The sequence below is a fragment of the Moorena sp. SIO4E2 genome, assembly GCF_010671945.1.
Taxonomy (GTDB): domain Bacteria; phylum Cyanobacteriota; class Cyanobacteriia; order Cyanobacteriales; family Coleofasciculaceae; genus Moorena; species Moorena producens.
The window spans coordinates 1-14,607 of record NZ_JAAHIE010000147.1 but is presented as its reverse complement, the minus strand read 5'-3'; the positions used below and the strand labels follow the sequence as shown (position 1 = coordinate 14,607).

14 protein-coding genes and 1 pseudogene are annotated in these 14,607 nt (G+C 40.4%); all 15 read left to right on the top strand.

The features are described from left to right. Positions 1-565: pseudogene (locus F6K37_RS16775) on the top strand (hypothetical protein); the annotation flags it as partial. Between the two features lie 30 nt (positions 566-595). Further along, positions 596-1,492 (top strand): hypothetical protein, encoded by an 897-nt coding sequence (locus F6K37_RS16770; protein ID WP_287251276.1) that lies wholly within the window; start codon positions 596-598, stop codon positions 1,490-1,492. Further along, the gene (locus F6K37_RS16765) at positions 1,493-2,617 is read left to right on the top strand and encodes a glycosyltransferase family 61 protein (RefSeq protein WP_287251275.1); all 1,125 of its coding nucleotides are present in this window, start codon (positions 1,493-1,495) and stop codon (positions 2,615-2,617) included. It begins immediately after the preceding gene. A 172-nt stretch (positions 2,618-2,789) separates the two neighbouring features. Further along, positions 2,790-4,052, top strand: coding sequence for a glycosyltransferase family 4 protein (locus tag F6K37_RS16760; protein WP_287251274.1), 1,263 nt, complete (start codon positions 2,790-2,792; stop codon positions 4,050-4,052). Between the two features lie 325 nt (positions 4,053-4,377). Then, positions 4,378-5,436 carry a glycosyltransferase family 4 protein gene (locus tag F6K37_RS16755; RefSeq protein WP_161603183.1) on the top strand — a complete coding sequence of 353 codons (1,059 nt, stop codon included), beginning with the start codon at positions 4,378-4,380 and terminating at the stop codon, positions 5,434-5,436. 20 nt (positions 5,437-5,456) lie between these two features. Beyond that, entirely contained in the window at positions 5,457-6,458 is a 1,002-nt protein-coding gene (locus F6K37_RS16750) for a glycosyltransferase family 2 protein (RefSeq protein ID WP_287251272.1), read from the top strand. 89 nt (positions 6,459-6,547) lie between these two features. Further along, positions 6,548-7,795 (top strand): glycosyltransferase, encoded by a 1,248-nt coding sequence (locus tag F6K37_RS16745; protein ID WP_287251271.1) that lies wholly within the window; start codon positions 6,548-6,550, stop codon positions 7,793-7,795. Next, positions 7,792-8,973 (top strand): glycosyltransferase family 4 protein, encoded by a 1,182-nt coding sequence (locus tag F6K37_RS16740; RefSeq protein ID WP_287251269.1) that lies wholly within the window; start codon positions 7,792-7,794, stop codon positions 8,971-8,973. Before F6K37_RS16745 ends, F6K37_RS16740 begins: the two co-directional genes overlap by 4 nt. Further along, a complete protein-coding gene (locus tag F6K37_RS16735; protein ID WP_287251267.1) occupies positions 8,970-9,509 on the top strand; it encodes an acyltransferase in 540 nt (179 codons plus the stop codon). The genes F6K37_RS16740 and F6K37_RS16735 overlap by 4 nt, the downstream gene beginning before the upstream one ends. Next, positions 9,497-10,177: an SGNH/GDSL hydrolase family protein gene (locus F6K37_RS16730; protein ID WP_287251266.1), complete on the top strand. Its 681-nt coding sequence runs from the start codon at positions 9,497-9,499 to the stop codon at positions 10,175-10,177. Before F6K37_RS16735 ends, F6K37_RS16730 begins: the two co-directional genes overlap by 13 nt. Continuing rightward, entirely contained in the window at positions 10,144-10,920 is a 777-nt protein-coding gene (locus F6K37_RS16725; protein ID WP_287251265.1) for a class I SAM-dependent methyltransferase, read from the top strand. The genes F6K37_RS16730 and F6K37_RS16725 overlap by 34 nt, the downstream gene beginning before the upstream one ends. A gap of 63 nt (positions 10,921-10,983) precedes the next feature. Beyond that, on the top strand, positions 10,984-12,222 hold the full coding sequence (locus F6K37_RS16720) for a glycosyltransferase family 4 protein (RefSeq protein ID WP_009149861.1): 1,239 nt from the start codon (positions 10,984-10,986) through the stop codon (positions 12,220-12,222). A 91-nt stretch (positions 12,223-12,313) separates the two neighbouring features. Then, positions 12,314-12,640: a hypothetical protein gene (locus F6K37_RS16715; protein WP_131827257.1), complete on the top strand. Its 327-nt coding sequence runs from the start codon at positions 12,314-12,316 to the stop codon at positions 12,638-12,640. 3 nt (positions 12,641-12,643) lie between these two features. Then, the gene (locus F6K37_RS16710; protein WP_009149863.1) at positions 12,644-14,005 is read left to right on the top strand and encodes a hypothetical protein; all 1,362 of its coding nucleotides are present in this window, start codon (positions 12,644-12,646) and stop codon (positions 14,003-14,005) included. A 61-nt stretch (positions 14,006-14,066) separates the two neighbouring features. Further along, a partial coding sequence (locus F6K37_RS16705; RefSeq protein WP_287251264.1) for an acyltransferase family protein occupies positions 14,067-14,607 on the top strand: 541 nt, incomplete at its 3' end.

The window sequence follows — 14,607 nt, the reverse complement described above, 5'->3', positions numbered from 1 at the left end:
TTGTTTAAATGCCTTTTTGCCAATGCCAATTGCATCAGCCATAAAGGCATTTAAACAAGTTGAATTGAAGTTGTTAAATACAGAAAAAAAACTGCCGATTTTTATTTTAGAAAACTATTTTAAATCATTTGTTCATCCTAATTTATTATCTATATTTTTTATTCGAGATACTAGCAAAGGAGAAAACTTAAAATGGGCTAACTCTTTAAATGAAAATATTTTCTACCGTCGAGGAAGTCTTACCTGTTTATTGAATGTGCTTGCTATTCTCAGGATTGCTCCAGTTATCAAATTGATTGGGATAGATCTCAATAGAGGTGGTACATTCTTTGACTCAGAATTAAATCGATATCCAGAACTGATTAATCCTTGGGATCAAGAGGCTAAGGCAAAAAATGTTCATGCTACCGTAGGAGAAGTTTATGGATGGAAAGGTTCGATGTTAGACCACTGGCCTGACTTAAATAAAAACTTGGTTAATGCAGGAATTAAGGTCTATTGTTGCAATCGGGATAGTCTATTGGTTCAATCTGACCTTTCTGAGTATCGTCCCATTATCACCTAACTTCTATAGGCGTTAACTATTTACAGATATATGAGATTTCCATACTATATATTTAATCCCAACAATTCAGCGAATCTAAAATGGCGTATCAGTGAGTGGCGTCGATATCGCATAGCTTTTCGTAATATTCCATTGATCCCAGAAAAACCCAAGGCAAACTTCAGCTATGTTACTTTAACTTGCCGTAAGGATCTGATGATGAGTCGAGTAAGCCTTGAAACACTTGCTCGGCATAGCAGTGCTTTACCAGATTTATTCATTGCATATGATGAGTCACTAACAGAGTCTGAAGTAAAAGAGTTTTTTAGTTTTTGGCCAGGAAAAATATATTGTTTGGATCGCGTTAGTACAGCAGCGTTCCATGATGAAGCGGGATGGCCACTGTTAGCAGATTTTTGTCGTAAACATATCTTTGGTTTTAAATTTGCAGCATGTCTCAGAATTGTTCAGAAGAATCGATTACTCTACGCAGATAGTGATGTTTTATGGTTTCGTGATGTTGTTCAGCTAATGAATTGTTATTCAGAAAAAGCAATTTATGCAGCTCAAGATTATGCAAATTCTTACAATTTAAAGTTATTAAATAAGCTTCCCAATGCTCTTCAGGAAGAAATGTCGTATCCTCCCTTTATAAATGCTGGTTTTGCTATTTTTAATCGTTTTATATCTGAAATAGATAATTATCAAGAATTGCTTCTATATGCACTAACTGAAGATAAAATTCACCTTTTTAGTGAACAAACTTTGGTAGCAATTCTTGCAAAAACTGTTGGAGACACGATTCAAAAACAAGATGTGTACGTTGATAAAGACCGTCTCACTTATTGGATAGAGTCTTTTCATAATCAACCTTGGTCAGCCCGGCATTATGTTGGACCTATACGTCATCAGTTATGGATTGATGCAAACGCTGCACTTAATTGTTGATTGTCAATAAAATTTTTGATTGCCTGTATGTACTCAACTATCAAAAGTTGGCTAAAAAAAACTTACCTTATTCGTCAGGCTGATATTTGCTTTGATATTGCTTATTGGGCTTCCGCTCAGAACCTGCCAATCTTAGAGATACATAAACCTGTTTTGCCAGAAGTTAAGCCACATATCTATGGAGACAAAAAAGCAAAGCAAGAGTTTCAGTTGCATTTTGATGCTCTATCTCGGCCTCAGATTTTAGTTCCAATTGAATGGGCGACAGTTTGTGATAGTATTGGCTTTGTTAAACTTCCAGATAACAAAGTTTGTTTTCAAGGAAATTGGCATCTACCTTACTTAAAAAAACATATTGATAATCGGCAGATTTTTCAAAAAAAGCGAGTTTTAAGAGGAAACTTTTATTCTCTTTTATGCTTATGGGGTAATGAGTTTTATCATTGGTTTCATGATGTTTTGCCTCGTCTTGAATTTGCCTTGCCATATCTCCCTCCAGATACTAAATTTTTGCTACAAGAAAAACCTAAAGCTTACCAGTTAGATTCTCTTTGTGCTTATGGAATCACTCATGACAGACTCGAACTGCAGCCAAATAAAATAAATACAAAAGTTGAGACATTATATTTTGCGAGCCCACTGGGTCATACTGGTTTGGGTTCAGGGTCAGCATTGAAAGCTGTCGATCAGAGGATGAAAAGATTTTTTAAAATCGAAGTAAGTAATAATTTTCAAAGAATTTATATATCGCGGAGTCAAGCACGAACACGTCGCGTTGTTAATGAGAGATGCTTAGAACCTATCTTGCGACACCATGATTTTTCTATTTGTATTTTAGAAGATCTCTCTTGGAAGGATCAGATTAAATTGTTGAGCAATTCTTCAGCTATCATAGGTCCTCATGGTGCAGGATTTACTAATATGATTTATGCCCCTAAAGGAATATCTGTAGTGGAAATTACAACTAATTTACCAATTCATTACTTAATAATGGCAAGACAATTAGGACATAAATTTAGCAGGTTTAAAGCTATTCTTGTTTCTGAAAAGACATTACATCCAACTGATATGCATGTTGATATTAAGGCTTTTAGCAAATTGCTTAACTCAGTAGTTAAAAATTAATTTGATATTAGATAAAATCGCCAACTGGCTCGAATTTTAATGTGAATATACCTGCCTTATAAATTTGATCTATGGCAATACCTAATGAACGGTTGCAAACAAGTCCTGGGTAATTCTCGTTCAAAAGCCTACTGTAGCCTGATGAAAAATTAAATCACTATCATCTTTTTTAATGCTGATTTTGAATAAAAAACAAAAACCACGTATTCTCATTGTCAGTAACTTTTATCCGCCTGTCTTTTATGGTGGTTATGAGCTTGGCTGTGCTGAAGTTACTCAAGGATTGCGGGAGCGAGGTTTTGAAGTCGTTGTTTTGACTTCTTCCCATCGGCAGGAAGAATGTAAAGAGGAGGATAGTATTCTCCGAATTTTACCTTCCCTGTTTGGACGAAACTTGTCCCAATTTGGAGCGATTGATCGATTCAGGCAACTACTGATTCATGAATATGTGACAAAGCGTTCTTTCCTCGCTACACTGCGGGAAGTTCAGCCTCACCTCGTTTACTTTTGGAATCTCAGTGGATTATCCCGGTCTTTAGTAGAGTTCGCGCAGCTCAATCACTACTCTTGGGGCTTATTTATTTTTGACCATTTTTGGCGAGACCTCAATGTAGATGCCTGGTCGCGACATGTAACCACCCCTGCTAATAATCTGGTGCGACAGTTTAGCCGTCAATGTGTGCTTCAATTGGGAAAACTGATGGGTATACCGCCAGCACAAGCAATGATTTCTCCAGATTTTATACATTACCCGACTATTTATCTGCGCCAATACCATGAAGGCAAATCTTTGAATACTTCGGTCTGGCTCAAAACAGATTGGGGCATTAATACAGATTTATTTAAGCCACCCTCAACTCCTGCTGCCAATCCCAATCGCATACTCTATGTAGGTCAGGTCGCTGAGCATAAAGGCGTTCATGTTTTAATTCAAGCTTTGGGACAATTGCGAAAGCAGTATAACTTACAGAATCTGAAGTTGACCCTTGCAGGTCCTTGTCTTTCACCAACCTATCGAGCAAGGCTAGAAGAGCTTATTGCTAAATGTAGCTTAGGGGATGCAGTAGTTTGGTTAGGTTCGATGGAACGGTCAGCTTTGCCAGAAGTGTATGCCCAAAATTCCATCTTGGTATTTCCCAGCGTCTGGGAGGAACCCATGGGCATTGTGATTTTAGAGGCAATGACCGCTGGTTTAGCAGTTGTTGCATCCCGCACGGGAGGAGTGCCAGAACTCATTGATGATGGTACAAGTGGGTTACTATTTCAGCCTGGGGATGTGAAGGATTGTGCTGAGAAGGTGGGTCGATTGTTTGATCATCCTGGGCTACTTGCGAATCTCAGTCAGAATGCTCGTCGAACGGCCAAAACCCGGTTTCAATTTTCGCAGGTGCTTGATCGAATTAGTTCAGATCTTCTCAAACGATGCTCTATGTAGCAACCAAGATTGATATTTGAAAATTTCTCAGACTTGATGCCCTGCCTAGTGGTGGCTTCAGTCTCAGTATACTTAGAAGCGATCAAGTCGGATTGCTATCTTTTTTAATAATCTTAAGTTATTGTATATTTCTACTGGTTATGAAAATTGGTCTAACTATTAGAACGTTTTACCCAAAGTCCGGTGGACTACAAGCCCACGCAGAGAAATTAGCCCATAGATTGCGTGCTCGGGGACACGAGGTCACAATAGTGACGCGAGCCATTTCGCGCACCCCTTCTTACTGGGATACCTTTTTTTTTCTGAGTCCGTCTCTGAGCTTAAAGTGAGCGGTCTACAAGTTAACGTCCTCAGACATCCCAGAGTTGCGAATGTCATCATGTGGGTGGTTTCAAAATGCATTGGCCGTCCGAGTTTTCGCTCCCTAGGCATCGTCTTATTTGAGGCTTTATTTGCCCGACAGGCGATCGCTGCCCTAAGAGGAGTTGACGTCATCCACCACATTGGTCAGGCTCATGAGTTGATTGGGTTTGCAGCAGCGGCAGCCGCTCGCAAGTTAGGTGTGCCCTTTGTAATCCAGCCTACAGTACATCCAGGTCAATGGGGAGATTCACCCTTTGACTTCTATCTCTATCAACAGGCACAAGGTCTGTTTGCTATTACTAACTTTGAGCGTAACTTTCTAGAGTCTTGTGGTCTATCTGGTCCTTTTTTTATCGTTGGTAACGGTATCGATAATCGAACGGACGGCAATGCCAATCGGTTCCGGCAGAGCTACTCTCTTGAAGGACCCATTGTTCTATTTCTGGGCAGAAAAACACCAGATAAAGGCTATACTTTGCTCAAGCAGGCTTTTTCTCTCGTGCAGGCTCAGCGTCCGGACGCCAAGTTGGTTTGCATGGGCCCAACACCAGGGGAGCAACCGTCTCAAGTGTGTCTTGAAGTAAAGGATGGAGTTCTCGAACTGGGCTTTGGCTCGGAGCAGGATAAGCATGATGCTCTGGCAGCTTGCACAATGCTGTGTGTTCCCTCTGAAGGGGAGGCATTTGGCTTAGTTTATATGGAAGCTGGTCGTTATGCCAAACCTGTTATTGGCCGTCGGTTACCAGTTCTCGAGGAACTACTGGGGCGACAGGGTGCGGGTTTGTTAGTAGGCAGAGCCTACGGTGAGGGCAATCAGGTAGGTCTTGATGTAATAGAGCTGAAGGATGCCATACTTCAATTACTAAATGATCCTCAACTGGCTGAGCAGTTGGGTAAAAATGCTGATCAGGTTTCAGAAGCGTTTATCTGGTCTCGGGTGGTGACCCGGTTTGAAACCGCCTATCGTAATGCTGTTGCCAACAAGACAGTTAGCTTGGAGTGTCTTTCTCAGACAAATTAAGGATTTCGTGAAAATCAGTTATGCCTGATGTCAGTATTATTGTCCCTCTTTATAATAAAGCACTTTATATAGGTGCAGCAATCAATTCTGTCCTTGCACAAACCATTACTGATTGGGAACTGTGGGTCGTAGATAATAACTCTACAGATAACGGCTTAGAAATCGTCCAAAAATATTGTGACCCAAGAATCCATCTTATTTCATGTCCTAAACGTACAGGTGGGCCTGGAGCACCTCGCAACGTGGGGTTAAGGCATGCAACAGGAACCTGGGTCTTATTTCTAGATGCTGACGACACTATAGAATCGACTCATTTAGAAAATTTATTGTCGCCTGTTGAGGATCATCCTCACGCAGCTATCATTGCCGGACATTGGCAAGAATATGCTAATTCAAATCCACAACAGCGCACCTTGAAAGCACCTGCTGGCTATGATTCAACAGCTTTTGGCTTTCCTGATGGAGCAATTGCCTTTGCTTCCTGGGCAGTGCATTCAGCAATAGTTAGGCGAGATATTTTGCATACACCATTTATTTGGGTTGAAGCGCTTGACCGTTATATGAGTGAAGACACAGCCTTTTGGTTTCGCCTTACTTCTACATTCTCGGTAGCATATACTGCTAGCGCTGGTGCACTCTATCGCCAAGAAATTGAAGACAACCGAAATCAGCCAGATGTTCTGGCTTTATGGTTTCAATCTATGAAGGCAATTACTACCGCTAACATAGATTTTCTTAGTCAACAACAGCGATCGCTAACCGCAAAACATTGTGAAAGTCTCATGCGTCTCTACTCAGATATTTATCTGAAGGCACGACTACAAAATGACGCCACAACTGCTCATGAAGCAATGGAAATCGCTAAGGAATGGCTCAAAGAATGCTCAAAGCGAAAAGGTTGTAAGTCTTTGTCACTCAGGGTAAGGGAAGTACTAGGATTGCATCGATTCCTTTCTATCATGTATTGGCAACAAAATTTAGTCACAACAGTTAATCAGATTGCTATCAGCCAGGTTGGCTAACTCTCAAGCAGAAGCTACTGATTGAAGAATTAGGATTTAGCTTGGACGAAGCAAAAACACTTAACTTTAGGTAGCATCGCGGTTAAAAGATGACAAAATCATTACTAGTTGTTGAAGAAGCCCTCAGGGATCTCAAAGCCCACTGGTTTGAGTATATTAAAACCATTACTCAAGCTGCGGAAGCCCAGGGATGGCAAGTACAAGTTGCTGCTCACCACGATGTCGTTCCAGAAATTTGCCAAGAATTAAAAGTTTTTCCCCTGTTTCGTTACGCTCGATATCTAGACAACCATAAAAAAAAGTTACCGGGTGAGAGATATTATGGCTTTTTGCTTCATAGTTGGCGATGTTTAGTTGTGCTCGTGCCTCTACTAGGGAAACAGCCCCGTTATGAGCATATTTTTGTGCCTACGGTTTTGATACATCATCTGCTAGCTTGGTGGATGATTATGACATTTCATCCTCAAAGACCTCAGCATTTAACCCTATTCTTTGTGGCCAATCCAGGGATTTGGGATCGTAATACTCAGAAGTCAATCTTACCATCATCTCCTCTCCTGGGAATTCAAGGCTTCCTACTCCGCCGTTTTCAGAAGCTAGTGGCACAAGGAACAGTTACCTTGGCTGTGGAAACTAAGGGAGCAAAACGAGAGTTTGAGGAACTAACTAATTTACCGTTCCAGCTTTTTCCCCATCCTGTACCTCAGTTAATAGAATCTAGCCCACCATCACTTAGATTATCATCAAGCCAAGAGTTATCTAGTGCCCCCACCTTTGCTTGCTACGGTTTTGCGAGATATGAGAAGGGTTCTGATATGTTCAAAACAGCCATTGAGCAACTCTTGACTCCACAGCAAGACATTCCGGTTCAATTCTGTATTCAATGGGTTGAACCTTTTAGCTTACCTGATGGCAGTATCTGTGAGCCTGGTTCCCTACTGCGCCAACATCCCCAGGTGACAATAATTGATCGCCCTCTCCAATCCCATGACTATCAGACCTTACTGAGCAAGACCGACTGCATGATTTTACCCTACCGCAATAGTTCTTATCATGGTCGTGTTTCCCGGGTAGCCATTGAGGCGGTATGTTTAGGAATTCCCCTTATTTATACCCAAGGAGGTTGGTTAGAAGAGGTGATCGGGGAATTTGGTGTAGGGATTGGTATTCAAGATGAGAGCACAGAAGAATTAACTCAAGCAGTTATAACTATGTGGAAAAACTTTAATGAGTATGCTCAACTTGCTTTCAGGAAAAGGGCAAAAGCTCAACAATACTTCTCACCAGAAAATTTATGTCAGCAACTTTTGTCGCCAAAATATAGACCTAAAGAATGAAGTTACTTTACTATTCTCCTGCTAGCTATGGAGGACTAGCTGACTATGCCCACTATCAAGCTAATGCCCTTGTATCTGCTGGCGCACAGGTAACGTTACTGACTACGCCCAACTATCCCGTAGGTAGGGGAGAAGCCTATGAGATTGTACCTATTTTGGATGATACCACGGCAAGTCCTGGGGTGCATACACGAATGCCCAAGGTTCTTAAAGCAGGCTATCTTTCCTATAATCTGCTCAGCAATATTGCTAGATTAACCCGTTTTATTGAAGAAAATCGGTTTTCTCACGTCTTAATGGGTTCTTACCTGGAATACCTTGCGCCCTTGTGGGCCAATCACCTGAGGCGATTAGCTAATCGGGGAGTGGTATTCGGTGCAGTAGTCCATGATCCCGTGCGAGATTTTGTCCTGGGGCCTCAATGGTGGCATCGTTGCTCTATTGCAGCAGGCTATTCGTTTCTGCGGGAGGCATTTGTTCATGAAGCCATTGATCTAGATACAGTTAGCCCTATGCCTCAATTGCGCACAACTGTAATTCCCCACGGTATTTATGAATTATCCAAAGCAACTCAATCCAGGGAAAAAATGCGCAACTCCCTCAACTTACCTCCAGAAGCTAAGGTGATGTTGTCCTTTGGGCATATTCGTCCGAACAAAAACCTTGACCTGGTAATTGAGGCAATGGCTCGTGTCCCTGATGTATATTTAGTAGTCGCGGGAAAAGAACAGTCTTCTAGTCAGCAACTTGCTCGTCGTTATCAAGAATTAGCTAAGGAATTAGGTGTAGCAGATCGCTGTCGGTGGCAGATTGGCTTTATTCCCCCAGGGGAAATTCCCAATTTGTTTGACATGAGTGATTTAGTTTTATTGACTTATGATCAGACATTCCACTCTGCTAGCGGTGTTTTAAGCGTTGCCACACACCATCGTAAACTTTGCTTAGCTTCCAGTGGAGAAGGACCTTTGAAAGAGATGGTGCAAAAATATCAACTGGGATTGTGGGTTGATCCTGATAGTGTAACTGCGATTGTCGAGGGCTTAAAGTCATGGTTGGGAACAACAATCAAACCTTGCTGGGAAGAGTATTTTATGGACAATTCTTGGCAGGAAAATGCCCAGATTGTTCTTAGTGTTTTAAAAACTTCAACAAATCTGCGTATAAGTCCTAATCAGTGAATCCTAAAATTATTGCAGGTAGTCTTCTCAACTATCACTACAACCATTGGCTGAGTAACTGTCCTTCCCGTAAAATCCGCATTGCTTACCTAAAGGCATATTTAGCCAGGCTAGGAAAGGAAACATCGGTTCAAATGGGCTGTCGCTTTCTTAACGGACGTAAAGTCTATTTGGGCGATCGCAACGTAATTAACTTTGGCTGTTTATTGGATGGTCGCCATTATCAAATTCACATTGGTAACGATGTTTCTATTGGTCCAGAGGCAACCATTTTAACCTTAGGGCATGACCCCCAATCCCCTAGTTTTGGGGATCGAGGTGGAGATGTCATTATTGGCGATCGCGTTTGGATTGCTTATCGAGCTATTATTTTACCTTCAGTAAAAATAGGAGAAGGTGCGGTAATTGGTGCAGGATCAGTAGTTACTAAAGATGTGGAACCATACACGATTGTGGCAGGTAATCCCGCCCGATTGATTAAGAAGCGAAATCCATACTTAGACTATCACTTATACTACCAACCATGGCTCCTGTAAAAAATACCAAAAAATCTTTCGGCTATGGTCTTGTTTTATTTCCTTGGCTCGTAATTATTTTATTTTCACCAATTTTAGGTACTTTAGCAATTAACAAATATCCACGCAATGCCATCCTAGAAACATGGTCACATTGGGTCTCTGAACAACGCAATGCTACTGCTGTATTTTGTGGTGACTCACTAGCAGCTGGAGGGGGACATTGGGGTCCAAAAATTGGCATTGGGTATTTTACAACCCGGAATCTGGCTGGGAATGGATACACCATTCGACAAACTATTTCACAAGTTAAAAAAGCCAATATATACCAACCCAAATATATTATTGTTTCAGCAGGTACAAATGATGCATTTTCTATACTCGATGAACGTCAAACTATTGAAGATTCAATATTAGATCTTAGCAAACTAATCAATTCAACTCAATCTTCTCTAATTTTGACTCTTCCACCTCCCACAAGAAGACCTGAAGTAAACGATATTCTTATGAAACTGCGTGGAAAAATGATTCGTGTTGCTCAAGAATCTAATATTAAAATTATTGATTCTTGGTCAGAATTTATTGATGATGAAGGTTTACTAAAAAAAGAACTGACAACAGATGGTACACATCTAACTGATCAAGCCTACGAGATTTGGTCACAAAAAATCCAGAATCAGATGCTCTAGAAAGATTCAAATTACTATCAAAAAAAATGGAATTATCATATTTAGAATTTTGCCCAAGTCTCAATAACATTATCGCAACGGGGAAAAGTATTGATGAAAATAACAACACTATCCCTGTGTCAGGTTTATCAAGTATTAACAATATCAAGGTGCTGCGAGAAATTATTCTCGCTAAACGTCCCCATAAAACGCTAGAAATCGGCTTAGCTTATGGAGGAAGTGCACTAGCTATTCTGGCAAGTCTTCAAGAAATTCACAAAGATAACAACTTTCTGCATACAGCCATAGACCCTTTTCAGAAAAAATCTTGGAAAAATAGTGCCCTGACTGTGTTAAAAGCAGAAAATCTAAGTCAACAATTTAGGTTTATTGAAGATTTTTCTTATTTAAGCTTGCCTCAACTAGTAAAATCAAAAGAAAAATTTTATCTGATTTATGTTGACGGATCCCATTTGTTTGAAGACGTATTTATAGATTTTTATTATTCCACACTTTTACTTGAAAAGGACGGAATTATTCTGTTTGATGATTGTGCTGATAGCCATGTCAGAAAGCTAATTAAATTTATCAAAACTAACTATTCTGATTTACTAGGGAGCTTTTCTTTAGAAAAATATACTCAGAAAAGTTTTCTGAAGAAAATAGTGAATAGATTGGGATACAGACAAATGGAGGCTTTTAAACGGATTGGGACTCCTCCAAGAGGTGCTGAAGCTTGGAATTCAAAATTGAAATCATTCTAGTCTAATTATCAATAATTTATCACAATAAACTTTGCAGGTACAAATCTTTTTCCCTCAATAATTGTGTTTAAACAATCTCATCAGTGGATCTGCTGTCAAATCGGAGCAAGAGAACATTACGCAATCCCCAGATCCCTACATCAACAGGGTAACCTATCTCACCTAATCACAGACGCCTGGATTACTCCCCAATCTCCCCTCAACTATCTACCCAAAAACCTGCTCACCAGTTTACGCGATCGCTTCCACCCAGATCTTGCTCAAGCATCCACTCACGCCTTTACCAATTCCTTAATTCAGCTAGAAATCCAGCAACGTCTGCAAAAAGTGCGTGGCTGGGAACAAATTATTGCCCGTAATCACTGGTTTCAACAAAACGCTGTCAACTATCTGGCAAAAATTGCTCCAAAATTTAATCAACCTCCCATCCTCTTTACTTACAGCTACGCAGCCTTAGATCTATTACAATTTGCCAAAGCTCAAGGGTGGCGCACTGTCCTCGGACAAATAGATCCAGGAATTGTGGAAGAAAAAATTGTTGCCCAAGCCCACCGCCAATATCCCCATTATCAATCAACCTGGCAACCAGCACCGCCGGACTATTGGACTAACTGGCAAAAAGAATGTCACTTGGCAGACCGGATTGTAGTTAACTCCACCTGGTCTAGCCAAGCCCTACAACAAGTTGGGGTACCCTCACAGAAAATTGCCGTAGTTCCCTTAGCTTACCAAGCACCTACCGCATCTCAAGGCTTTGTGCGCACCTATCCGGAACACTTTTCCCCTCAGCGTCCCCTGCGAGTGCTGTTCCTCGGACAAGTTATCCTACGTAAAGGTATCTTTCCCCTGCTGGAAGCAGCGAGATTATTACAACAGGAACCCATTGAATTTCAGATTGTAGGATCCCTAGGGATTACCCTCACCCCAGCCCAACAAAACTTGCCAAATGTGCGCTGGATTGGTTCCGTTCCCCGCAGTAGCACCAGCCAGTATTATCAACAAGCGGATGTATTTCTCTTCCCTACCCTTTCCGATGGCTTTGGTTTAACTCAACTGGAAGCTCAAGCTTGGAAATTACCCCTGATAGTGTCCCGATTTTGTGGAGAAGTGGTGAAAGATCAAGAGAATGGCTTGATCTTACCAGAGGTTTCAGGAGAAGCGATTTCTCAAACCTTGCAATGGTGTCTTAGTCACCCCCAACAATTGCAGCGCTTTTCCCACCATCAAATAAATTTCTCTCAATTTAGTTTGCTTCAACTCCAACAAAAACTGCAACATATAGGGTTTGTATCTGGGTTGTGAACATAGGATTGATGGCAAAAGGGAGCAGGGAGCAGTGAGCAGGGAGCACTATGAAAGAGCTTAGAGGATTTTTTGGTGTTATGAGAAAGCGATGCAGCGCGGTCTTGGGGGTTCCCCCCATGAGCGACTGCATCAAGACACAGCAAGATTCTTCATAACCTATTTATATAGCGTTTCTCATAGCTATGAGGTACACATTCTTTTTTCCCTCTTGCTAGCATGCCTATTGCTAGCATGCCTATTGCCTCTTACCTCTTACCTCTTACCTCTTACCTCTTGCCTCTTACCTCTTGCTAGCATGCCTATTGCTAGCATGCCTATTGCCTCTTGCCTACTCCCTACTCCCTACTCCCTACTCCCTACTCCCTACTCCCTATTCCCTACTCCCTATTCCCTGTTCCCTTTGCTAGAGTTTTGATTAATGACTGATTCTGTCGGGTTTCCCGAAGACCTTGTCCCTATTTATGTCATGGCTTCAAGCATACTTTTTATCTTAGTCATTGAAGCGTTTTTAGTCAGAGACAAACGAGCTTGGAGTATTCCCGCCCTGGGTGTGTATGCCACTATTGGAGCCTGGTATTTTGTAGAACTATTTTACACGCCTGAGAACTTTCTTCAGTTTGATTCATTAATCCTCGAAAAATGTTATTGGCAAATTATTATTTTTTTAATAAGTTTTCGCCTATTCATCCCTTCCCTTTCTCGCCGATTTATCAATAAATATCATACTGTTTTTAAATTTACTACTTTTAATCCTGAACAACTTTTAATAGTTTTAGCCTTCGTTTGGCTAGTTTTATTAGCATATGGAGTTAGCCGTGTCAACGGAAACATTGCCGCTGCTTTATTTCCGGTATTAGCTCGTCGAGGAATACAAATGTGGGGCAGGAGTGCTACTGGTGGTGGTGGTGGATTTATTGTTTCCTCTGCTGGTTATGTTTATACCCTAGTTTGTGCCTTCTTTGGTGTACTTTTGCCCCTCCCAATGCGAAAAATATTTAAATTTTTAAATATTTTAATTATCGTGATTGCACTGCCCTATTTTATTTTCCTGGGAGCCCGTAACCAGCTTCTAGCAGTGATTATGCCAGGCTATTTTAGCTATGCGTTATTTTCCCGAGATCCGCTTTGGAAAAAGGCATTAATTAGCATGGCTACTTTTTGGGCTATTAATGAATTGATGACGTTAATTATTACTTATCGTAACATTGGTTTTATAGGATTATTTAATCCAGATTTTGCCCCGCAATTCCAAGAAGAAGTAGAGGAAGAAGGGCACTTGGGATTAAATATGCTAGAAGAACTATGTTATATCAATCAATTTTACCAAGAAGGAAGCCTAAAATTAACTTACGGAGGTCGCTATTTCGCAGAAGCAGCTAATATAATTCCTAGAGCAATCTGGCCTAATAAACCTCTAATTGGAATTGACTATGCTATCTTACGGGGATTTGGTGGTGCTGATAATGACATTGGGGTATTTGCTACGGTTTCAACTGGATTAATTGGACAAGGTTTTTTTAATTTTGGTCCTATTTTGGGACCAATGGGTGCAGCGGTTTTAATGGCTAGCTGGGTGAGTTTTATGAGTAGGCTTTGGAAGCAGCAATATTCCACCTTGCGGTTAGGATTATTTCTGATTTGTTTAGGGCTAACGTTTAACTTAGGTCGAGAATTTACTCTACTGGTATTATGGCCTGCTTTGTTTGGATATGTTTTTGTGCTTATGGTAGAACGCTACGGATCCAAAAAAGCTAAGGGAAGATTTATGTCTACGTCGTAAGCTTTAAAAACTAAATTTAATTATCAACCAAATTCATATAAATAGATTTTTTTTTGCCAAAATGAAGCAACGATTTATTACATTAGATGCAGTTAAGGTATTTGCTGCTATTTCCATCGTCTGGCTTCACACAGTTAGTTCGCCTCAACTTGGCTTTACCTCTGTGCTAGGAAGGTTTGCTGTACCTTTTTTTACATCTACAGCTGTTTTTATTATTTTTACTAAAGTAATCCAAAAACCAACAGTTAGTTTTACTGACTACACCATTAGCCGATTCAAGAGAATTTATATTCCTTTCTTAATCTGGTCGATTTTATATTTGTTAATTAGATATTTAAATTGCTGGATTACAAATTTGTGTACAAGTATTAATATTAAGTTAGAGTTTTTATGGACAGGAACTACTCATCATCTTTGGTTTCTACCTTTTATATTAGTAGTATCTTTGGTAACATTTTTATTGGCAAAGTTCGCTTATAAGCATCCTAAAAGTAAATCTTGGTTAGCAATAATAGCATTAATTACTGGAATAGTAGTCTTAATCAAACCTAACTATAACTTAATCAATCAACTTGGCTATACAGTTTCTTTATCCTATCAGA